Below are 22396 nucleotides of genomic sequence, written 5' to 3' on the forward strand. Positions count from 1 at the left end.
ATTACCCTTCTAACAATTGTTGCTTCTGTTTGATAAGTTGCTTAAATTCTTGATCCAAGGTTTCGTACTCCGAATCCCCGGGTTTGTATTTGCTTATCTCACCAAGCACATAAATGATCTGATTTTCAATAATCATCTTTTGTTCTAGGATTTCTTCCTTTTTTTCTTTGGCTGCTGTTTTCTTTTGCTCTGCTCTTGTTTTATATTCTTCATAACCAACTTCGACCTTTTGAATTTTGTTATTGGCAAATACGAGCAATTTATCGCAGGTTGCCTCAAGGAAATATTTATCGTGGGAGACAAGGAGTAGGGTGCCACTGTACGAAGACAATGTCTTCTCTAATTGCTCTCTGCTGACCAGATCAAGATGATTTGTTGGCTCATCCAGAATGAGCAAATCCTGCTCCTCCATAATTAATTGAGCAAGCTTTACCCTAGTCCTTTCCCCAAGACTTAATTGTTTGATCGGCTTCCTCAACATAGCTTCATTAAAGCCCATTCCCGCAAGCAATGTGCGTGCTTTACTGGACTGCTCACGTAGGGGATGGGCCTCGTGAAGAAGATCCAGTACCGTACGTTCTGGATTCAAATCTGTGACATCCTGCGTTAGGTAGGAGATGTTAGCGGTAGGGCTTACCCATAGTTCTCCAGAGTCGGCGCGCGTTCTACCAAGGATCATTTCGAAAAGTGTTGTTTTACCGCAACCATTGGGTCCAAGTAATCCGATTTTCTCTCCCCGTTGAATGTAGAAAGAGCTATTTCGGAACAGTACTCTATCGCCATACGCCTTACTTATCAACTCCGCTTCGACAATTCGTTTGCCACGCTTTACAGGCTGATCCCAGTCAAAATTTACTTTAACTTCTTCTTTAGGTTTCTTAACCCCTTCGATTTCTATCTTCTCGAGACGTTTGATTCGTGACTTAACCTGGTTATCCATTTTCTTCGCTTTGACCCTATAGTACTCTTTAAATCCAACGTGCTTTTCTGCCTTTTTCGTCGATTCGCGATGAGCTTTGGATGACCAGTTTTTAAGTCGTTCGATTTCAGTTTCAATCTTCTGCTCATATTTTCTCTGCTCTTCGTAGTGATGGAGCTGACTTTGAATTCTCCGGTTTTTCTCCTCGCGGTAAAATGTATAGTTACCCGGATAGTTACTCGATATCCCGTCTTCAATTTCAAGGATTCGCTCTACCGATTGGTCAAGAAAATAACGGTCATGTGAAATGATCAAGGTTGTACCAGTGAACGTCTTCAGTTCATTGATTAGCCATTCCACACCCCCAAAATCCAAGTGGTTGGTAGGTTCATCTAAAATAAGTACATCCGGTTTGGATGCCCAAATATGAGCGATTGCGAGTTTGGTTTTCTCTCCGCCGCTTAATCCACTCAAACGTTCCGAATCCCATTCCTGTACTTTTTTTAATCCAAGGTGACTCGTTAACTCTAGAAAATGATGTTCTGAGTCCGATTCATCGCCTGAAGCTACCATCCTGTAAAATGTATTTACTGTATAGGAAGTGGACTGCAATAAATAACCAATCTTCATTCCCTGACGGTGATGGATAAGGGTGCCTTCATCCGGCTGTATATTACCAAATATGAGGTTAGCTAATGTCGTTTTTCCAGCGCCGTTCATCCCAACCAGACCAATTCGTTCCCCGCTAGCGATATCAAATTGGATATTCTTGAGGACGTCCAAATCACCAAATGCTTTCTTAACACCGCGACAGCTTAATATTGTCATAAAATCACCACTTTGCGTTTAGTTTACAAGCTTGCAACGAGGGGCAGATCATTCATAGACAACAAAAAAACCACAGGCTATACCTGTGGTTTGGATATGCGGAAATAAGGAACTAAACACCTCTTGTAGAACCCAAATGACCAAGAGGCTGTGACAAACCGGCCAGCATTAGCATGATAAAAATTGAGCTAATACGGCGGGGTTAGGGAGTATTCTCCTTTAGACACACGTTACCTATTCCGCTCCACGCACAGGCAGAGCATCAATCGTTGTCATACATGAATTTCACGATTGAAACGGAATTAGTTCCACACGATGTCTAAATAGATACCTCCTAAATACTCACAATTAAGCACATTATAACATGAATGTCTTTATATGTGTAACTTGCACATTTCCTATGCTATACAATAAGATTAAGAAACTAGCGAAATTTTGAAATAAAACATAGGAGGTGTATTGTGTGGCTTACCAGGTAGAAGTAGAATTTCATCCTATTCATGAGTTAATGAACAGTGTACATACGTTTCTTTGCAAGAAATCCTACAAGAAAATAGAGTTAGGACCCATTTGGGTCAAAGAAACAGAAAGTAAGCTAAATACCAAGCTATTAGCTCGGTTAGAGGAAACGGAATTAAATAATGATTGGAAAATGATATATTTGCTCATTCATTTATGTCCAAATAAAGAGAGTATTGAGAGTGTTCTTGGGTGGATTGAGGGTCTATCGGTAGGTGAAATCTATGAAGCATTTTCTGGCTATATGAAGACTATTCCGAGCAATATAAATGATTATCGTAAGCGAATTGTTGAGCTGTTATCAGAATGGAATCATCAGTATTTCAGTAGGTGTAATCCCGCCATAATGGATGCGCTACAAAAACACGCTGAGGATAAGAAGAGTGAACTAGCGCGAAGCCTAACGAACACCTCAGAATTTGTGAATACTACTACCAATGGATTTAATTTTGTCCCTGTGGAGGACCTCGAGAAAGTGGTGCTTGTACCGCAATATCATTTTCAACCCGCAAATATTGTTTATGCTTATGGGAAATTAACTTTGTGTCAGTACTCTGCCAGAATTTCACTTGGAGCGGAGCATGATATTTCGCCTTATATGTATCGCACGATCCGAAGCTTAGGTGAGAAGAGTAGATTGAAGATATTACAATCGCTTCATAGTGAACGTAAAACCTTTACCGAAATTGTGAGAAATGTAGGGATTTCAAAAGGTATTGTGCATGATCATATTTTTAATCTTCGTTGTTCGGGTTTACTCCATGCTTATATCGAGGGAGAGAATGTGACGAGTTACAGCTTACGGCTTGAAGGTATTACTACAATGAATCAAGAAATTTTAGATTATTTACAGCGATAAGTATAGATTCACTAAAAATATGGATCCTAGTGTACTTGAAATGAGTACGCTAGGATCCATATTTTTTTGGAAAAAATAGCTTTAATTCTCCGTGTAGAGAAATTTGTTGAAGTTCTCTCTTTACAGAACTGCATTTACTTTTTATAATGGACCTTATTAGTTAGAAATCATACTTAACAGATCGGAATTATAATTAAGGTATCTGATCAAAAAAATTAGAGGGATGTGGGGATGAATTTATGAAAAAGGGAATTTATTTATTAACATCATTGCTTATAGTTGGCTCAATGTTGGTAAGTGCTTGCTCAAGTAACAATAGTAGCAGCAATTCAGCAAGTAATAATAAACCAAACAGTTCGAATACAGAAGCAGCTCCTGCGGTAGGGTTATCCGAACCTTTCACAGCGACTGACTTAACCAAGCTTCCAGCTGTAGCACAAAAGCGTACCGATACAATCATTGTTGGATTAACGGATCCAAGTGGCGCTTTTACTCCTTATTTTCAACAAAGCGGTTATGACGGGAACGTATCCTCACTGTTATATGCATCCCTGGTAAATGTGGATGAGAAAGGTCTTCCTGTGCCCGAGCTTGCAGAGAGTTGGGATGTATCCGAGGATGGACTTACATACACTTTCCATCTCAGACCAGATTTGAAATTCAGTGATGGCTCACCATTAACAGCGGAAGATGTGGCCTTTACATGGACGGTTCTACACGATAAAGCATATGACGGAGATTCCCAGATACCTGCTCTAAAAATTAAAGGTGGATTAGATTACAAAGAAGGTAAAGCTACCTCCATTGAAGGGATTAAAGTAATTGACCCACAAACCATTTCTGCTACATTAGAGCAACCCAATGCCACAGCCGTAACAATGCTTGGTTCAAATGTATTATCAAAAGCCTATTACGGTAAAGATTATAAGTTCGGGCAACTAGATTACATTAAGAAACTCCATGCTAATCCTTTAGGTGATGGACCATATAAGCTCGAGAAATTTATTCCGGGTCAAGAAGTGCGTTTTGTAGCGAATGAATACTATTTCAAAGGTAAGCCTGCTACTGAAAAATTCATATACAAGACCACGGAGGGTGACGTTTGGCAATTCCTTGAGACTGGAGAGGTGGATTATGCTTCATTCAGTGCAACCACGGAGAATATCGACAAGCTAAAAGCAATGGGTTTCGTTAACATCATTCCATATACACCGAGCACATACGGTTTCTTACAAGTGAATCTTGAACATGAACAACTTAAGGATAAGGCGGTTAGACAGGCTTTAACCTATGGTCTTGATCGCAAAAGTATTTATGTTGATGCTACTCAAGGTGCAGGTTCCGTAGCAAATATCCCAGTTTCGCCAATATCGTGGGCATATACAGAGGAAGGTATTAATCCTTATAACTATGATCCCGAGAAGGCGAAGGAGCTACTTGATGGAGCAGGTTGGGTAGTTGGCACAGACGGCATACGTGAGAAGGATGGTAAAAAGTTATCGATTCACTTCCTTGGATCGAAGAATAGTAATACAGATATTTTCATTGCTGTAGCTAAAGAAAATTTCGCCGATTTAGGCATTAAATTTGAACCTGAAGTATTCGCAGATTTCAACTCGCTAGTATCCAAAGTTGAAGGCGGAGATTACGACCTCGTATCCTTCTCTACACCGATGCTGACTGATCCTGCGGATGGAATCCTTCAATTTGTAGACGGAGAAATTAAGGGTTATGACAATCCGAAATTCAAAGAGCTATACGACAAAGGGTTAGCTACGACAGATATTGAGGAACGTAAAAAAATATACGCTGAAATTTACCAACTTCTGAATGATGAGCTACCGGTTATTTTCACAAGCTATAAGAAAACCGTGTATGCATACAATGGCCGAATTGAGAATGTAACCGTGAGTCCTTACATCGGGCTTGCAGGTAGCTTACCTAGTTGGTCTCTAAAGTAAAAAATAGTCATCCCCTGCCAACCAAGGCAGGGGATGCCATCATAAGGAGACGATCATGAGCACTTATTTATCTAAGAGATTGATTTATATGTTGGTTATATTGTTCGCGGCTTCTTTACTCATATTTTGTTTATATGCATTGACACCAGGGGATTTCATCAGTGGAAATATTAAGTTAACACCTGAACGAAAAGCCGAGCTTAGGGAAATCTACGGATTAAATAAGCCTGTGCTAGAGCGATATGGGCAATGGATGTCCAATGCCTTCCATGGGGATTTCGGTTATTCTCTTGCACAGCAGAAACCAGTCCTTCAGCTATTTAACGAATACATTTGGAATTCATTTCTGCTTGCAGCCGTATCTACGTTTCTAACTTGGGTCATTGCCGTTATTGTTGGGGTTGTTTCTGCGTATAAGCAATATTCTTGGTTTGATACGTTGGTGATGGTAGCTATCTTTGCAGCGATGTCGATTCCATCGTTCTTTATTGGTCTGTTCCTGATTAAAATACTGGCTGTTGATTTAAAATGGTTGCCTCCAGGCGGCATGCTTACTACTGGGAGTAACGCCACAGGTATGGCATATCTAAAGGAAGTCATTCATCATATGACACTTCCTGTTGTAGTCATGACATTGCTCGGCGTGGGTTCATTGACACGTTACTTCCGAAGCAACATGATTGATGTCATTAAGCAGGATTATATACGTACTGCTCGGGCGAAAGGGCTTAAAGAGAGCAAGGTATTATTCACGCATGCGCTACGTAATGCGCTTTTACCCGCAATTACTTTGGTAGGCTTCGAGCTTCCCGCATTGTTTGGGGGATCTTTAATTATTGAGAAAATATTTAACTGGCCCGGTATTGGACAGCTATATATGCAATCTTTTGGATTACGAGATTATCCTTTGCTGATGGGCTTTACGATGTTTATTGCTATTCTGACCGTTATTGGAACGTTATTATCGGACATTTTGTACCATGTTGCCGATCCGCGTGTCCGATTGCAGTAAGGAGGAGTAGCTATGATAACAAGTAATAGCAATAAAATATTGAACTCGCACACAACCAAAGCTTCACCTGTGAGGTCTTCATTATTCAGACAATCCATCCGCAAGCTACTCAAGAATAAACTGGCTGTATCGGGTTTTGTTGTCGTCATCGTGATGTTCTTGGCTTGTTTCATTGGTCCATTATTCTCACCATACGCTGATAACAAGATTAATATGGCATTAATGAATAAAGCTCCGAACTTACAACATTGGTTGGGGACGGATGGCCTAGGACGCGATGTATTGACCCGTGTGTTACAGGCTGGACGGATATCACTCACTGTAGGTCTAGCATCGATGATCCTATCGGTATTTATCGGTTCTCTACTGGGTGCTATAGCTGGATATTACCGGGGGATTGTGGATCAAATTATTATGCGTATCGCGGATTTGTTGCTAACGATTCCGAGTCTCCCTTTACTATTTATATTTGGGGCACTGTTATCCGAATGGAAGATTCCAACGGATTATCGCATGTATATCGTGATGTTGATGTTAAGTTTCGTTGGATGGCCTGGTTTGGCGCGGATGGTGAGAGGGCAAATGCTTAGTCTTCGTGAACGTGAATTTATGCAAGCGGCCGTAGTGCTGGGTTTGCGTGACCGCCGGAAGCTGTTCAATCATTTGTTACCGAATATCGTACCGCTGTTAATCGTTATTGCAACCCTAAACATCGGGGGGGCAATCCTTAGCGAATCTGTCCTGAGCTTCTTTGGTCTAGGTGTTATGCCACCTACACCAACCTGGGGAAATATGATCGATGCTGCAAATAATTTGATCGATTTTCAAGATCATCCTTGGTTATGGATTCCACCAGGGTTCTCAATATTCGCTACGGTTATCGCTATTAACATATTCGGGGACGGGCTTAGAGACGTACTCGATCCTAAACAGAAGAGGTAGGTGACATACATCTTATGGACAATTTAATTAAAGTAGATCACCTCAGCACCTACTTTTATTCCGACGAAGGTGCAGTTAAAGCGGTTGATGATGTTAACTTCCGAGTGAAGGCAGGAGAGATCGTTTGTATTGTAGGCGAGTCGGGTTGTGGTAAAAGCGTTACCGCAATGTCGATTATGGGACTTGTAGAGGAACCGGGGGGCAAGGTGGTTTCTGGAAAGATAGAATTTGATGGAGAAGATCTACTTCAACTCGATAAAAATACTTTGCGAAGTATCCGGGGAAACGAGATTGCGATGATTTTTCAAGAGCCGATGTCCTCGCTAAACCCAGTCATGAAGATTGGTGAGCAGATCATGGAACCACTTCTTATCCATTTGAAGATGAGTAAGAAGGAGGCGCGTACCCGGGCGATTGAATTAATTAAGCAAGTGGGAATTTCTCGTCCAGAGGAAATTGCTGACTCTTATCCGCATGAACTCAGCGGGGGGATGTTACAACGGATTATGATCGCCATCTCCATCTCATGTAAACCTAAATTATTGATCGCAGATGAACCAACCACAGCTCTGGATGTGACAATCCAAGCTCAGATTCTCGATTTACTGCGTGAATTTAAAGAAACATCAAATATGTCTATTATGCTCATTACACATGATCTTGGTGTCGTTGCAGAAATGGCTGATTATGTGATTGTAATGTACTCCGGAAAAATTGTAGAAGAAGGAGAGGTTGTGGAGTTATTCGAACGACCTAAGCATCCCTATACTAGAGGACTATTGAAATCAAAACCAATCATTAATCAAAGACAAGAGGAATTATATTCTATCCCTGGTCAAGTGCCGAACCCACTAGAGTTACAGGAATCTTGTTATTTCCATGATCGCTGTGAGCATTGTATGGCCATTTGCCAGACCAAACAACCGCAGTTACAAGAAGTAGGTAATCAACAAAAAGTCGCTTGCTGGCTTTATGAGGAGGCAGTTACTCATGCCTGAAGCTTTACTTGAAGTCAATCATTTGAAGAAGTATTTTCCGATCACCAAAGGATTGCTTAATCGTACGGTAGGTCATGTTAAAGCTGTAGACGATATTAGTATTACATTGAAACCAGGCGAAACCTTTGGGTTAGTTGGAGAATCTGGGAGCGGTAAAAGCACTGTAGGACGGACTATATTACGACTTACAGACAAGACGGATGGCGAGATTAAGTTCAAAGGTCAAGATATTCATAAGCTTAGTCCATCGGAGTTACGTACGATTCGCCCCAAAATGCAATTGATCTTCCAAGACCCGTATAGCTCACTTAACCCTAGGGTTCGGGTGGGCGATGCTATCGGTGAGGCTTTGCTGGATCACGGATTAGCATCAAAAGGTGAAGTACGTGATCAGGTCTTGGAAGTACTAGCCTCATGTGGTTTGTCATCGTATCATATTGATCGATTCCCACACGAATTCTCGGGTGGGCAACGTCAACGGATTGGGATCGCGCGTGCGCTGGTACTAAATCCAGAATTGATTATTGCGGATGAACCGGTATCTGCGCTGGATGTGTCCATACAAGCCCAGATCATTAACTTATTTAGTAAGCTGCAAGAGACACGCAACTTAACCTATTTGTTCATATCCCATGATTTAAGCGTGGTAGAGCATTTGTGCTCTAGAATTGGAGTTATGTACCTAGGTTCCATGGTAGAGACGGCTTCTAGGGATGAACTATTCCGAAACCCACTTCACCCGTATACCAAGGCGCTTCTCTCAGCCGTTCCTATCCCGATTCCGAAGCTGAAGAGGGATAGGATCGTGCTAAAAGGCGATATCCCTAGTCCTGCTAACCCACCTTCTGGTTGCAAATTCCATACTCGGTGCCCGTTTGCTGTGGATATCTGTAAGCAACAGGTTCCAGAATTCCGTGAAGTTGGAAGCCAGCATCATGTCGCTTGTCATTTGGTATAAAATATCTAGTAGATGACCCCTCAATTAAATTTGTGGGGGTCATCTTTTTTTATGTCTACTTGTAAAAGCGACTACGGAAGCTACTAGGTGACTCCCCAGTCCAGCGTTTAAATTGTCTACTGAAATGAGCAATATTCTTGTATCCAAGCTTTGCAGAGATTACTTCTATAGTCAACTCTGTGTCCATCAGCAGTAATTTGGATTTCTTCAACATTAAAGTAGACATATATTGTCGAGGTGATACACCATAGACAGCGGTAAACATCCGATTAACGGAAGACATGCTGTAACCAATTTCTGCTGCGATAGACTCAATCGTTTCGACATCATGCTCGCTCATGCTTTGCTCCTCAGCCTCATCGACAGCACGTTCGAGTCTTGAGGCGATTTGTGAGGCTGCCTGAGACATTCGGGAGACGGCATTGCCATGATCCCATTTGGATAACGTGCCGCTAATCCCGGCGAATAGCTCGAATAGAGCAGATAGGGTGATCATTCGGGATTCAACCCGCTCAGCTCCCTCATCTTGTGTTAATCTGATCAACTTATCTAAAGGAGGCCGAATTGCAGCTGCTAATTCACTATTTGAAGCATGAAAGTATGTTTTGTTACGACATAGAAGTTCGCGTAAGGCCCGTTCATCTACATCAAAATGTAGACAATAATAGGTCATGTTCTCCCTGCCAATCGCTCTACTTTCATGTTCATCTCCAGGACCGAGTAATATGATATCGCCTGGCTTCTGTATATAGCTTGTTCGATTGACAGTCATTTCTTGTGTCCCTGATAGTACTAAATTGACTTCAAAAAGTGGATGCTTATGAAGTGGATACTTCCAGTCCTGGTCAACGGTACGCCAATGAGCTGCAAATACACGGAAAGTTGAATCCATGTCGGGGAGCAAATATTCTTTTCTCATACGCTCAGGTACATCTTCCATACAGATCTATCCCCTCATGTTCGATTCATATAAATTTGTTATTTTGATTGATTTGGGTAAATTATAACTTGGAATGGATATGGGATTAGAAAATAATCACTGATATCATGTAATTATTATACCATGTAATATTGCGTTATTAGATTCGTTGATAAGGGTAAATTAACCAGTATATTAACATCAAATACGTTCATGAAGGAGAATAAAATGGCTACTATTCAAAATCCGATTTTGACGGGCTTTAATCCAGATCCTTGCATTTGTCGTGTTGGGGAAGACTATTATATTGCTGTATCGACCTTTGAATGGTTTCCTGGTGTGCAAATTTATCATTCTAAGGACCTCAAAAACTGGCGTTTAATAGCGAGACCACTAAATAGAATTAGCCAACTTAATATGATGGGGAACCCGGATTCTGGAGGAGTGTGGGCACCACAACTATCCTATTGTGATAATACCTTCTGGCTCATCTATTCGGATGTCAAAGTCGTCGATGGGCAATGGAAGGATGGCCACAATTATCTCGTGACATGCGATACTATTGATGGTGAGTGGTCAGAGCCCATCTATTTGAATAGCTCTGGATTTGATCCATCGTTATTCCATGACGAAGACGGCAAAAAATATTTGGTTAATATGCTATGGGATCATCGTGTAGGCAATCACAATTTCTATGGTATTGTGCTTCAAGAGTATAGCGCCAGCGAGCAAAAGTTAATTGGTAAAACGGAGATCATTTTCAAAGGAACAGATATTAAGCTGACAGAAGCTCCGCATCTATATAAAATAAACGGTTATTATTACTTGCTGACAGCGGAGGGTGGTACAAAATATGATCACGCTTCAACGATTGCTCGTTCCAAGAACTTGCGTGGTCCTTACGAGGTACATCCAGAGAATCCGTTGATCTCGTCCTGGTCTTCACCTCGCATTACTTTGCAAAAGGCAGGACACTCATCAATTGTACAGACACATACAGATGAATGGTTCTTAGTACACTTAACAGGCAGACCGCTATCAAGAGAAGGTCAACCATTGTTAGATCCACGGGGCTATTGTCCACTTGGGAGGGAAACAGCAATCCAACGTTTGGAGTGGAGAAACGACTGGCCTTATGTGGTAGGAGGTAATCAGCCTTCACTTGAGATTGAAGGACCACGGATCGCAGAAGTTCAGTGGGGACCGGATTTCCCAGAAAAAGATGATTTTAATGCGGATGCGCTTAACCCGTACTTTCAAAGCTTACGGATTCCACTCGGGGAGCATATTGTCTCATTAAGTGATAACCCAGGACATCTAAGATTGTATGGGAAGGAATCATTAACGTCTAAATTTACACAAGCTTTTGTTGCAAGACGTTGGCAGCACTTTAATTTCAAAGCAGAAACCAAACTAGCTTTTAACCCAACTACCTTTCAACAGTCGGCAGGGCTAGTGAATTACTATAACACTCAGAACTGGACTTCCTGCCAGATTACGTGGAATGAAGATAAGGGTAGAATCCTTGAACTCGTGTCGTGTGATAACTTTACATTTACGCAACCTATTCAAGGGAATGAAATTGTTGTACCGGAATATGTAGAGTATGTGTATTTGCGGGTCGATGTTAAAAGCGATGTATACCATTATTGGTATTCATTTGACGGAGTAGCATGGACAATCATACCTGTAACATTCCACTCCCATAAGTTGTCGGACGACTATATTCAAGGTGGAGGTTTCTTCACAGGTGCGTTTGTTGGTATGCAATGCCAAGACACTTCCGGGCAAAATAAGCATGCTGATTTTGATTACTTTATGTATAAGAGTCATTCCTGATACACAATGGGTGGATAAGTGTAGTACGCTCGAAAGATATAGATGATTCCTGAAGATTGGGGATCATCTTTTTCGTATGAACCAAGCTTATCTTTTATTTTTAGAATGTGTATAGTAGTCGTACAATGAGATGACAAAAAGGAGTGTAGGAATTGATCAAGCTTGGACAATTAAACACATTACGCAACCAAATTTTCCTAGGTTTCATGTTTGTCATGGTGATTGTGCTAGCAACCGTTGGCTATTTTATGTATGATCAAGTTTCGGTTCTTTTGCGAAATAGTGCAGAGAAGCACATTCAGCAGACTGCAATTCAGGCAACAGGGAAACTGGATGAACTAATTCGGCAGATTAACACTTTGACTGCGCAAGTGGCGACCAATGCCTCCATTCAGCGGTTACTAGCTCAAGAGGTCGATGGGAAGCAGATTAGTTTCACCGAGCGACAAACCATTCAGCAAGAAGTGCGGAAGTATGAGGCGTATTCAACGGGAATTCGCTCAATTGAGCTGTATACGGGTGACTTTCGAAGGTTACTTCCGCTTGATGACACCAGTCTGAGTAGTCGTGTATCTGATGAATGGATCAGTCGTGTGGATAGGGGAAAAGGGCGTCTCGTATGGTTCGGGCTTGATCCAAGGAATTCTGATGTCGTCATCGCTATTCGTAATATTCGACTTATTGACCGATCGTTTATGAAGGCTGGATATATAATGGTTCAAATTGAGAAAAGTTATTTCCAACTAACGGACGAGGTTGATGGCACGCAGAGTGAGACGCGTGAATTAATGAGCCTGTTTGATGAAACGGGACGAACAATCTCTTCTGACTTTTCAGCAGATGTTGACGGGAATACTATACTGGATCATGAAGGAGAAAAGGTTACCGTTAGCGGAGAAGACTACATCGTAGTACAGAAACAGTCGAAGGCAACAGACTGGAGACTTGTTATCCTGACCCCAGTAGATTATACGACTGAGGGTATCTCTGTACTCCGTACAGCTATTATCGTGTCTGGTATTGTAGGTAGTTTATTATTTCTCGTCTTCACCTTTATTCTATCAACGATGATTACACGTCCAATTCTAAATCTGATTAAGGTGATGCGAGGTGCACGATTTGGAACACTGATTCCGATATCTTCTGTTACATCTACAACTATGGAAATCAACGAACTTAATAATACGTATAACCAAATGGTTCACTCTTTGAATGAGCTTATTGAAGTCGTCTATCAGAAGGAGATCATCCAAAGTCGTACTGAACTTAAGGCTCTGCAAGCTCAGATTAATCCGCATTTCCTATTTAACACACTAGAGGCATTTTATTGGTCACTTGATGAAAAAGGTGAAGAAGAACTGGCTCAAATCGTGGTCGCGATGTCGGGGTTATTCCGATACGTTATCAATCGGAGTGACGAGGATGAGTGGGTAACCATTGGTGATGAGTTGGATCATGCTGAAAGATATCTGAAAATTATGGAGATGCGTATGCTCGATAGACTGACTTGGCGAATTGAGTCTGATGAGGCTTGTAGGCGTGTTCCACTACCAAAATTGTTAATCCAGCCTCTTGTTGAGAACGCAATTCTTCATGGAGTAGAGCAAAAGGTCGGGCCGGGAACAGTAAAATTATGTATCAAGCCTTCAAGTCGTCTGGGGTATACAATGGTGATGGTAACTGACGATGGTCCAGGGATGGATGCTGCGAAGATTTCGTCACTTTACTCTGCTATGGAAAAAGGGAGAACGAACTCTACCAAGGGAACCGGAATTGGTATTTCTAATGTAGAGAGGAGACTAAGGCTTAGTTACGAGGATGAAACGGACGGGCTAGAAATACGAAGTGAGGAAGGTCAAGGTACTACCATTCTTTTTGAAATACCGAATGAACATCGAGAGGGGACAGAAACGTGAAGACGATACTTATCGTGGACGACGAACCGAGAACAAGAGAAGGTGTTCGTAAAACATTGGAAGCATGGTCATCAGGTCATTATCGAATTGAGGTAGCAGCAAGTGGGGTAGAAGCACTGGAGTGGCTAAAGGATAATGAAGTCAATCTGCTCATTACCGATGTACGAATGCCTGAAATCGGAGGGCTCGAACTAGTCGAGAAGCTGAATGCAATGGCCCATCCTCCGGTCGTCATCGTGATCTCCGGTCACCCTGAATTTGACTATGCTCAGAAAGCATTGCAGTTTGGTGTTGTTGAATATTTGCTCAAGCCACTCGACAAAACGAAGCTAGTTCAAGCGGTAGAACTGGCATTAAAACGTCAAGATCAGATTCATCGAATTGAACGAATGGAGATGCTTGTCGATCCTAAGCTTATGGAAACGGTACAGCAGGAGAAAGTGTATAGCATTCAAGTAAGTGAGGCGCTCCTTTACTTGGACGAGCATCTCCACGAGGCGGTATCCATGCGTGATATAGCAGATCATTTACACATGAATGCCAGCTATTTTAGCGTTCTCTTTAAAGAACAGACAGGATTAACATACAGTGAATATGTAACTAGAAGGAGAGTACAACGGGCCAAAGAGCTTCTTGTAAGCACACGGCTGTCGATTGCCGAAATCTCGGAACAAGTAGGATATCAAACGGCTAAATATTTTGTAAAGGTGTTTCGTGCACTTGAACACGTTAGTCCAGGGCAATATAGGCAGAATGTCATGAACCCGGAGGAAATAATCCAATAAAAGTGGTATTAGTTCCAATCCTTATGACCTTACGACAACATGAGTCCATTGCTACAATTTAGTTAAGCGGTTTCAAGGCCGCCAGACACCAATAGAAAAGGGGTTGTAAGCGTGTTCAACAAAAAATGGACGATACTGTTTGTAACGATGTGCCTCGTTCTTGTCACAGCCGGTTGTGGTCAAAAAGGAAATGGTGCAGGTGAATCCAAAGGTAATTCAAGTGGGGGCGGAGACAAAGTAACTGTTAACTTCATGCATCTATGGCCTGAAGGCGTATCTGCCGGGCAGAACAAAATTGTTAATCAAATCATTAAAGAATACCAAGCTGAACATCCAAACGTTGTAATCAAGCAAGAAGTTCTGGATAACGAGCAGTATAAAAATAAATTGAAGGTATTGTCCGCTTCCAACGAATTACCCGATGTTGGTGTAACTTGGGCAGCTGGATTCTTACAGCCTTACGTTGAAGGAAACTTGTTCGCGCCTGTAGATGATTTGTTGAATGGAGAATTAAAAGACAAATTCGTATCAGGAACAACGGAGGCTTATGCAATTAACGATAAAACGTATGCGCTTCCACTTGAGTTTAACATCGCTCCAATCTATTACAATAAAGCTATTTTTGAAAAATATAACCTTCAAGTTCCACAAACCTACGAAGAATTTAAACAAGTTGTGAAAGCGCTATCTGAAGGTGGTGTCGCACCGATTGCACTCGGTAACAAGGACCGTTGGACGGGCTCCCTTTGGTACATGTATCTAGCAGATCGGATTGCAGGGCAACAGACGCTGACAAGTGCGATCAGCGGATCGGGATCATTCATGGATGAAGGGCTAGTTAAGGCTGCTTCAGAGGTTCAATCCCTTGTCGACAGCAATGCATTCGTTAAAGGCTTTAACGGATTGTCGAATGAAGAAGCCAAATCTGAATTTGTGAATGGCAAAGCGGCAATGTACATGATGGGCTCATGGGATCTTCCTAACTTCACAACGAACGAAGAAATTCCACTGGAATTCCGTAATAGCGTAGGATTCTTCAAATTTCCAACAGTTGAAGGTGGTAAAGGGGACATCAACAGTTGGGTAGGTGGACCAGGTGTAGGGCTATTCGTTGCTGAGAACTCTGAAGTAAAAGCAGAGGCAAAAGCATTCGTAGAGTATTTCGTGTCCAAATGGGGTGAGCAATCCGTAACTGGAGCGGGTGTTATTCCAGCTACGAAGGTTGATACATCCACATTGGAGCTACCACAATTGTACATTGATCTGTTTAATGAAATGAACAAAGCGAGCAGCATTACTTTATTCGCAGATGTCCAAATGCGTGCAAATGCAGCGGAAACGCATTTGAATATGATTCAGGCACTCTTTGGTAAAGTGATAACACCAGAGAAGTATTCGGAGGAGCATGACGCAGCGATCTCCAAAGGCAACTAAAGCTTCGACAACTAGGTGATGGGGACAAATAGCTTATCCGGCTAGATGATGCCGGATAAGCCTTTCCTCAAACGATTTATGAAGGAAAGGAGTCGGACACTTTGGATAAAGTGATGTCTAACAAAAAGATAATCGCATTGTATGTAATGCCGGCCTTGCTTCTGATTCTGGCCATCGTGTATATACCGATTGTTCTAACTGGTTATTACGGGCTAAATAAATGGAATGGTATAGGCGCTCTGACTTTTATCGGATTGGATAACTATCAAGCCTTAATTAAAGACCAGACGTTCTGGAATAGTGCTTGGCACTCACTGCAATTAGCCGTATTTTCTACCCTTAGTCTCGTTATTTATTTGGCAATTGCTATGGTGTTAGCTGCTCGAATCAAAGGAGCGAACTTATTTAGAAAAATATATCTGATTCCGATGCTGTTATCGTCAGTTGCGATTGCCCAACTTTGGCTAAGAATTTATCATCCGACGAACGGTATTGTGAACAGTTTGTTGGAGTCCATTGGTATTGCTAATCCCCCTGCATGGCTTGCAGAACCATCACTAGTATTGTTTGCATTGTTCATTCCAATTCTGTGGCAATATGCTGGTTTCTATATTCTGATCTATTACGCAGCGCTTAAGAATATCCCGACTTCTTTGGAGGAGGCGGCGAAGATTGACGGTGCTTCCGCACTACAAATCGCCTGGAAAATTAAGCTTCCGCTTGCGATGGAAGTCATTAAGGTTACGATAGTTCTGGCCGTTGTAGGTTCTTTGAAATATTTTGACTTAATTTTTGTTATGACAGATGGAGGGCCAAATGGCTCTAGTGAAGTGATGGCATCTTATATGTATCATCAGGCTTTCAGGGCTTATGATTTCGGATACGGAAGCGCAATTGGATTCTTCCTGCTTGTCATCTGTCTCGTCATTACTTGGGTCATTCGCAAATTAACTGCTACAAAAGATTCGATCCAATACTCATAAGGAGGGACGCTTCATGATGTCTGGAACTGCAGGAAGGCTAGAGGGTGGGGCAGGCGCAGGTGCGGGTGCGGCCGTTACACGTAAGTTCGGCTACTCATTGCTATATATTGTGTTGATTGCCGTTGCTGCTCTGCAATTGTTTCCACTGGTATGGCTGCTGTTTTTCTCATTAAAAAATAATCAGGAAGTGTTCAACCTTCCTGCATTATCGTTGCCAATGAATCCTCATTGGGAGAATTACGCGAAGGTGTGGAATGTAGGGAACATTAATTTGTATTTCTTCAACAGTGTATGGATTACCGTTGTTGCTACTGTGCTAACCGTTATTTTTGGCAGCTTGGTCACGTATGCAGTTACAAGAATGAAGTGGAAGGGAAGTTCTTTTGTACTTGGTTTGTTTATGGTAGCGATGATGATTCCCGTTCACTCTACGCTCATACCGCTATTTAGTATATTTAACAAGGTGGGTTTAACGGATCATCCATTGTCACTTATTTTGTCTTATGTCGCTTTTAACATGCCAATTACGATCATGATTCTACTTGGTTTCTATTACGCACTGCCTCGAGAAGTAGAGGAAGCCGCAGTCATCGATGGTTGTAGCGTTAACAGGATGTTCTTCCGTATCGTGTTTCCTATGACAAGCTCCGTGCTCGCGACGACTGCAATCATCAATATGATCTATAACTGGAACGAATTTATTTTTGTTAATACGTTTATTAGTTCGGATGCTTATAAGACGCTGACTGTTGGAGTTCAAAATTTCATTGGTCAATATACGACGGATTGGGGTGCGATCGGAGCAACGCTTATGATCAGCATACTACCTATCTTGATCACATTCTTGTTCCTTAGTAACCGAATTGTTGAAGGTATTGCAGCAGGTTCGGTTAAAGGTTAAATAGAAAGAAGACCTGAATTTCTCAGTAAGAACACTGAGAGAGATTCCGGCCTTCTTTTTTTATAAGGGAAGTAAGATGAAATTTAATTTTCAATAATAATGTTTGCTAATTGAAGATTAACAGGGTTGGCAATAGTATCTCCAACGGGGCATTTGCTCTCCAAAAAGTGTACAAACTCCTCGACCTTTTCTCTCGGGGAATCGGTTTTGATACGGAACGTATACCGGATGTCAGAATACCCTGGACGAACCTCAGATCTATTGAAGAAACCATCTAAATCGAGATCCCCTTCAACATCCACTTGAAAATCATCGAGTTTAACACCAAACTTAGGTGCATATACTCTAGCAACAATAGACTGACATGCGCCTAACGAGGCGAGCAGAACTTCGACCGGGTTCATACCGGTATCTGTTCCACCTAAGCTTTTTGGTTCATCAATCGTCAATTCAAAATGTCTGGAAGTTGTTTTGACCTGTACCCCATCTTGCAAATGCGCAGTGGCTTTGAAAGTTTGAACAGCAGCCATGTTCTAATCCCCCTTGAGTATGTAGTTAATTTTATTCTACTTGCATTTAAACAAACTTATCCGCTAGGTATTATATGTATTATATTGTTGGTGTTAGATACTGTCAATCTATTAAGTTGAATCTTTCAGGATTAAAGCGAAAATTACAAGTTCCAGCAATACTGTTAAGGGACCGACATTGACTTGACTGCTGATAAGCAATAGCCTATAACAAGATACTTCGATACAAAATGCATCGGCTTGTAATCGCAACGGAGGCAGACATTACATGAATAGAGAAATACATCATAACGAAAATCAACTACAACAAGAAGCAGAGTTGTTCATTCGTAACTGTTACTCTGAGCTAGGGAAAACCACTGACGATATGGAATGTCGGGTTGAGCAGGTTCTTGACGAAATAAATCAAAGTGGATCGTATATCCATTCTTACGAGGAACTAGTGCATGGTGCCAAGATGGCATGGCGCAATTCCAATCGTTGCATTGGTCGATTGTTCTGGAATCGGCTTCATGTCTTTGATGCCCGTGATTTAGATAATGAAGAAATGATATTTCAGGCGTTGCTGAATCATATTGAATTTGCTACTAACGGCGGAGAGATTCGGCCAACCATAACTATATTTAAGCAGGCTGAAGTTGGACGGGAGCCCCATTTAATCTGGAACCATCAGTTGCTTCGCTATGCGGGATATGAAATGCCAAATGGAGATGTGATTGGAGATCCTTCGTCTATTAGGTTTACTAAGGTATGTGAATCTCTGGGCTGGAGAGGCAAAGGAACATCGTTTGATCTGCTTCCAATAGTCATTCAATGCAGCGGAAGGGAACCCCAAGTGTTTGAACTGCCGAAAGAGGTCGTTCTAGAAGTTCCTATACGCCATCCCGAATTGGATCTATTTCATGGGGAGGAAGTGAAATGGTATGCTGTCCCGATTATTTCTGATATGCGTCTGGAGATCGGCGGCATTTCCTATGTTGCTGCTCCGTTTAATGGCTGGTACATGGGAACGGAAATTGGTGCACGTAACTTAGCTGACGAGTTCCGCTACAACATGCTTCCTCGGATAGCCGAAGCTATGGGATTGGATACGACCTCAAGCGTGTCGTTGTGGAAGGATCGGGCGTTGGTTGAATTAAATGTTGCTGTATTACACTCGTTTCGGGAATGCGGGGTCAGCATTGTCGATCACCATACGGCAGCTCAACAATTTGGCGCTTTTCAGAGGAATGAACACAAAGAAGGCCGTGATGTTACTGGACGGTGGTCATGGCTTATTCCGCCAATGTCCCCGGCAACCACAGATATATTTCACAGCACCTTCGATGATCGGATCTTAACTCCTAATTTCTTTCATCAGCCGAATCCATACAGATAGCGCACACGTAAAAACAGGTCAAGATGAGTCACTTGACCTGTCTTTGTGGTAAATTGCTTTAATGATTGGGAACTAAAGGGAAAAACTCCTGTTAATTTGGGTGGAAAACCCAAATGTTTCTTATTTAACTGGAATAACTCCCGTAAATTGGGCTGCTCATCGTCACCATGACTTCAAACCGACGAATTAGATGGAGAAATTCCAGTTATGTCGCTGATTGTGAGCATGCAAGTCGTATGAACTGGAGAAATTCCTGTTAATCGCTCACTTGAATACACCGTGAACATACTATTTGCATATCAAGCATCAGGCAGGGCGATCTAGTTCATGTCTGCTACCCGTTACTTTTTCTTAATTGGTACCCATACTTCGCAGACATAATCCTCAGCATTCGGATCACCTGGTGGATAAAGCTCAAATTCCGGCTTACCCGTATGTTCGTATCCGGAGCTTGGGAACCACTCTTGAAAGATGCGCTCCCATACTTTTTGAATAGCATGCGGCATAGGACCTACAGAGGTGAATACAGCCCAGGTTGCCGCAGGAATAACGGTGGTTGCATAACCCTGTGGGTCGGTATCCGGACCAACTTCTACCGCAATCCAATAAGAAAATGTCTCTTGAGCATAATTCATGTCTTTGCAAATGCCTAGTACATCTTTGTTTACTCCAATTTTGGCGAGTTTATCGGAAGTTCCATCTGTATTTACTTCTTGCCAGAAGAGGGGGATTCCACGTAAATTTTCGCCGTCTTTCGTCGTAAAATCAACCGATTTACCAACGACCGTAAATTCTTCTTTTTCCACGATTTTGTAATCCATTTCTTTATCTCCCTTCAAAGATAGGTGGAAGGAGAGGCGGGGGAAAGCCTTGAGCTGTATCCCAGGTTCTCGCGCAGTCGAAGGTGATATACCGTGCGCTTTGCGAAATGCCTTAGCAAAAGACTCCGGAGAGTCATATCCGTACTTCAGAGCCACATCCAATACTTTGACTTTAGAGATTGCCAGTTCCTGTGCAGCTAGCGTCAATCTCCGTCTACGGATATAATCTGCGACCGATACTCCAGTTATCATGTAGAACATACGTTGAAAGTGGAAGGGGGAAGAGAAAGCTACTTTTGCGATATCATCAATATTTAAGTTGTCCTCCATCTTACTTTCCATGTAATCCAGAGCATCCTTCATTCGGATAAGCCATTCCATGTTTGCCCATCTCCTCTTGAATCCATACTATCATGCTGGCGTTTATTGCTCCTGTTATTCCGTGCTCTCTATAGACAGGTAACAAAGCTCATTTAGTTGATTTTGTATTGTACATTCCTGTTAGCTATTTACTATGCCTAATACAAACCATCATAACCTTTATTGTTAACTGTTTGAATAGTAGGATTTGAGATTCGAGATTCCTCAGTTATACAGCAAAGAGGCCGTGTGATCCACGACCCCAATTTACGAAAATTCCAATGCGGAATAGGCTTTTAAGCATACTTGTTTAGAGCTTACTTGTTATTGTTTCATTTGGATATTTAACAACTGGCCATTTTTCCTTGCGTAGTGCATCTAATAATTCTGGTCCGACATGCAAATTGTCTCCAACTAGGTCGCGAGGAGTAAGTGCCATCCATTGGTTTAATGATACATCGACAAATCGATCGCTCTTGAACATTTCCAAGAACCACAAGGTTTGGTCGCCAGTATTTTGAATGTAGTGGCCGAGAGCGAAGGGAACATAACCAACATCACCAGCTCTATAATCAAAAGTTCGGGCTGTACCGTTTCCTGCAAATACCGTCATACGTCCTTGCCCGGTGAGGTAGTATTGCCACTCGTCATTATTGGGATGCCAATGAAGTTCTCTCATTGCACCAGGTTCAATCTCAACTAGCGCTGCTGCAATGGTTGTAGAAATAGGAAAATTAGAAGAGTCCACGATTCGCACACTACCACCTGGTGTACGAATTGGTGTTTGCGCTAGTAATTGGTGCTTAAAACTTTGGGGAATGGTACCGTAAGGGGACTGAACCTTCTGACTTTCTAGTGAACCGGGAACGTGATCTTGGTAAATATAGACCTGATCAGGGGGAATGTTGTTAAAGGCACTCTCGGGAACGCCAAAATTGGCTGACAGGACATCCTTTGGGGTATGCGCAAACCAATCGGAGATGGATAAGGTATTTAGATCGGAAAAATGACCATCATCAAAGACAAGGAGAAATTCACAACCTTCTGCTAGCCCTTGAATCGAATGAGGGATTCCAGCAGGAAAATACCAAAGGTCACCCGGACCGATATCTGCAATGAAATTTCGCCCATCTTGATCAACTGAGGTGATCCGTGCGCTTCCTAATAGCATATATGCCCACTCTGCTTGCTGATGCCAATGGAGTTCTCGCACACCACCAGGTGTCAGACGCATATTAACGCCAGCTAGTGTGGTCGCAATCGGTAACTCTCTAATGGTAACTTCTCTTGACCAACCACCGTGATTTAACTGCATATGCGCATCAGAGAAAGAAAATTTTAAGTTAGGAATCAGTCCAGCATCTGTAATCGGTGGAACCAGCATATTAGGGTTCTCCATATCCCGCATGACGTCACGGGGACCAAAATCCGTCGCCCCGGCACCATCACTTCTAATCGGTTGCGGTATATTTCCGCTCTCGGGAGTTTTAGGTCTGTTTTCCATGAGACATTTCTCCTCTCAATTGCAATATTA

General features: G+C 42.1%; 18 protein-coding genes. 13 read left to right on the forward strand and 5 right to left on the reverse strand.

All coding sequences use genetic code 11. The features are described 5' to 3' along the window. Position 1: 1 nt before the first annotated feature. Complete coding sequence (abc-f, locus tag IEW05_RS00140) at positions 2-1747, reverse strand: ribosomal protection-like ABC-F family protein (RefSeq protein WP_188534642.1); 1746 nt, start codon at positions 1745-1747, stop codon at positions 2-4. A 463-nt stretch (positions 1748-2210) separates the two neighbouring features. On the opposite strand from abc-f, the gene IEW05_RS00145 reads away from it, so the two are divergent. The 6 genes from IEW05_RS00145 to IEW05_RS00170 all read left to right on the forward strand — a co-directional run bounded on the left by IEW05_RS00145 (position 2211) and on the right by IEW05_RS00170 (position 8996). Beyond that, positions 2211-3125 (forward strand): winged helix-turn-helix domain-containing protein, encoded by a 915-nt coding sequence (locus IEW05_RS00145; protein ID WP_188534644.1) that lies wholly within the window; start codon positions 2211-2213, stop codon positions 3123-3125. A 239-nt stretch (positions 3126-3364) separates the two neighbouring features. Next, positions 3365-5086 carry an ABC transporter substrate-binding protein gene (locus tag IEW05_RS00150; protein ID WP_188534646.1) on the forward strand — a complete coding sequence of 574 codons (1722 nt, stop codon included), beginning with the start codon at positions 3365-3367 and terminating at the stop codon, positions 5084-5086. A gap of 55 nt (positions 5087-5141) precedes the next feature. Next, positions 5142-6098: an ABC transporter permease gene (locus IEW05_RS00155; RefSeq protein ID WP_188534647.1), complete on the forward strand. Its 957-nt coding sequence runs from the start codon at positions 5142-5144 to the stop codon at positions 6096-6098. 12 nt (positions 6099-6110) lie between these two features. Further along, entirely contained in the window at positions 6111-7040 is a 930-nt protein-coding gene (gene opp4C / locus IEW05_RS00160) for an oligopeptide ABC transporter permease (RefSeq protein ID WP_188534649.1), read from the forward strand. A 14-nt stretch (positions 7041-7054) separates the two neighbouring features. After that, positions 7055-8038, forward strand: coding sequence for an ABC transporter ATP-binding protein (locus IEW05_RS00165; RefSeq protein ID WP_188534651.1), 984 nt, complete (start codon positions 7055-7057; stop codon positions 8036-8038). Beyond that, the gene (locus IEW05_RS00170) at positions 8031-8996 is read left to right on the forward strand and encodes an ABC transporter ATP-binding protein (protein WP_188534653.1); all 966 of its coding nucleotides are present in this window, start codon (positions 8031-8033) and stop codon (positions 8994-8996) included. The genes IEW05_RS00165 and IEW05_RS00170 overlap by 8 nt, the downstream gene beginning before the upstream one ends. Before the next feature lie 55 nt (positions 8997-9051). On the opposite strand, the gene IEW05_RS00175 is transcribed toward IEW05_RS00170, so the two are convergent. Beyond that, positions 9052-9936, reverse strand: a complete 885-nt coding sequence (locus IEW05_RS00175; RefSeq protein WP_188534655.1) for a helix-turn-helix domain-containing protein — start codon at positions 9934-9936, stop codon at positions 9052-9054. A gap of 207 nt (positions 9937-10143) precedes the next feature. On the opposite strand from IEW05_RS00175, the gene IEW05_RS00180 reads away from it, so the two are divergent. The 6 genes from IEW05_RS00180 to IEW05_RS00205 all read left to right on the forward strand — a co-directional run bounded on the left by IEW05_RS00180 (position 10144) and on the right by IEW05_RS00205 (position 17773). Beyond that, on the forward strand, positions 10144-11754 hold the full coding sequence (locus IEW05_RS00180; RefSeq protein WP_188534658.1) for a glycoside hydrolase family 43 protein: 1611 nt from the start codon (positions 10144-10146) through the stop codon (positions 11752-11754). A 206-nt stretch (positions 11755-11960) separates the two neighbouring features. After that, on the forward strand, positions 11961-13670 hold the full coding sequence (locus IEW05_RS00185; RefSeq protein ID WP_373285812.1) for a sensor histidine kinase: 1710 nt from the start codon (positions 11961-11963) through the stop codon (positions 13668-13670). Beyond that, complete coding sequence (locus IEW05_RS00190) at positions 13667-14455, forward strand: response regulator transcription factor (RefSeq protein ID WP_188534661.1); 789 nt, start codon at positions 13667-13669, stop codon at positions 14453-14455. The genes IEW05_RS00185 and IEW05_RS00190 overlap by 4 nt, the downstream gene beginning before the upstream one ends. 111 nt (positions 14456-14566) lie before the next feature. Beyond that, on the forward strand, positions 14567-15889 hold the full coding sequence (locus IEW05_RS00195; RefSeq protein WP_188534663.1) for an extracellular solute-binding protein: 1323 nt from the start codon (positions 14567-14569) through the stop codon (positions 15887-15889). 101 nt (positions 15890-15990) lie between these two features. Continuing rightward, the gene (locus IEW05_RS00200) at positions 15991-16872 is read left to right on the forward strand and encodes a carbohydrate ABC transporter permease (RefSeq protein ID WP_188534665.1); all 882 of its coding nucleotides are present in this window, start codon (positions 15991-15993) and stop codon (positions 16870-16872) included. Positions 16873-16885: 13 nt separating this feature from the next. Further along, a complete protein-coding gene (locus tag IEW05_RS00205) occupies positions 16886-17773 on the forward strand; it encodes a carbohydrate ABC transporter permease (RefSeq protein ID WP_188534667.1) in 888 nt (295 codons plus the stop codon). 83 nt (positions 17774-17856) lie between these two features. Here the strand turns inward: IEW05_RS00205 and IEW05_RS00210 are convergent, their stop codons facing one another. After that, a complete protein-coding gene (locus IEW05_RS00210) occupies positions 17857-18303 on the reverse strand; it encodes an OsmC family protein (protein ID WP_188534669.1) in 447 nt (148 codons plus the stop codon). Positions 18304-18571: 268 nt separating this feature from the next. Here IEW05_RS00210 and IEW05_RS00215 point away from each other — a divergent pair, with 268 nt between their 5' ends. Next, a complete protein-coding gene (locus IEW05_RS00215) occupies positions 18572-19681 on the forward strand; it encodes a nitric oxide synthase oxygenase (protein ID WP_188534671.1) in 1110 nt (369 codons plus the stop codon). Positions 19682-20022: 341 nt separating this feature from the next. On the opposite strand, the gene IEW05_RS00220 is transcribed toward IEW05_RS00215, so the two are convergent. Further along, a complete protein-coding gene (locus IEW05_RS00220; RefSeq protein WP_188534673.1) occupies positions 20023-20883 on the reverse strand; it encodes an AraC family transcriptional regulator in 861 nt (286 codons plus the stop codon). Between the two features lie 289 nt (positions 20884-21172). Further along, complete coding sequence (locus IEW05_RS00225; protein ID WP_188534675.1) at positions 21173-22366, reverse strand: oxalate decarboxylase family bicupin; 1194 nt, start codon at positions 22364-22366, stop codon at positions 21173-21175. Positions 22367-22396 lie beyond the last annotated feature (30 nt).

Source organism: Paenibacillus segetis (genome assembly GCF_014639155.1).
GTDB lineage: Bacteria > Bacillota > Bacilli > Paenibacillales > Paenibacillaceae > Fontibacillus > Fontibacillus segetis.

Coding starts and splice junctions, on each gene's coding strand:
- abc-f (WP_188534642.1), bottom strand. CDS start 1,747: ATGACAATATTAAGCTGTCGCGGTGTTAAGAAAGCATTTGGTGATTTG.
- IEW05_RS00150 (WP_188534646.1), top strand. CDS start 3,365: ATGAAAAAGGGAATTTATTTATTAACATCATTGCTTATAGTTGGCTCA.
- IEW05_RS00155 (WP_188534647.1), top strand. CDS start 5,142: ATGAGCACTTATTTATCTAAGAGATTGATTTATATGTTGGTTATATTG.
- opp4C (WP_188534649.1), top strand. CDS start 6,111: ATGATAACAAGTAATAGCAATAAAATATTGAACTCGCACACAACCAAA.
- IEW05_RS00165 (WP_188534651.1), top strand. CDS start 7,055: ATGGACAATTTAATTAAAGTAGATCACCTCAGCACCTACTTTTATTCC.
- IEW05_RS00170 (WP_188534653.1), top strand. CDS start 8,031: ATGCCTGAAGCTTTACTTGAAGTCAATCATTTGAAGAAGTATTTTCCG.
- IEW05_RS00175 (WP_188534655.1), bottom strand. CDS start 9,936: ATGGAAGATGTACCTGAGCGTATGAGAAAAGAATATTTGCTCCCCGAC.
- IEW05_RS00180 (WP_188534658.1), top strand. CDS start 10,144: ATGGCTACTATTCAAAATCCGATTTTGACGGGCTTTAATCCAGATCCT.
- IEW05_RS00185 (WP_373285812.1), top strand. CDS start 11,961: ATGTTTGTCATGGTGATTGTGCTAGCAACCGTTGGCTATTTTATGTAT.
- IEW05_RS00205 (WP_188534667.1), top strand. CDS start 16,886: ATGATGTCTGGAACTGCAGGAAGGCTAGAGGGTGGGGCAGGCGCAGGT.
- IEW05_RS00210 (WP_188534669.1), bottom strand. CDS start 18,303: ATGGCTGCTGTTCAAACTTTCAAAGCCACTGCGCATTTGCAAGATGGG.
- IEW05_RS00215 (WP_188534671.1), top strand. CDS start 18,572: ATGAATAGAGAAATACATCATAACGAAAATCAACTACAACAAGAAGCA.
- IEW05_RS00220 (WP_188534673.1), bottom strand. CDS start 20,883: ATGGAATGGCTTATCCGAATGAAGGATGCTCTGGATTACATGGAAAGT.
- IEW05_RS00225 (WP_188534675.1), bottom strand. CDS start 22,366: ATGGAAAACAGACCTAAAACTCCCGAGAGCGGAAATATACCGCAACCG.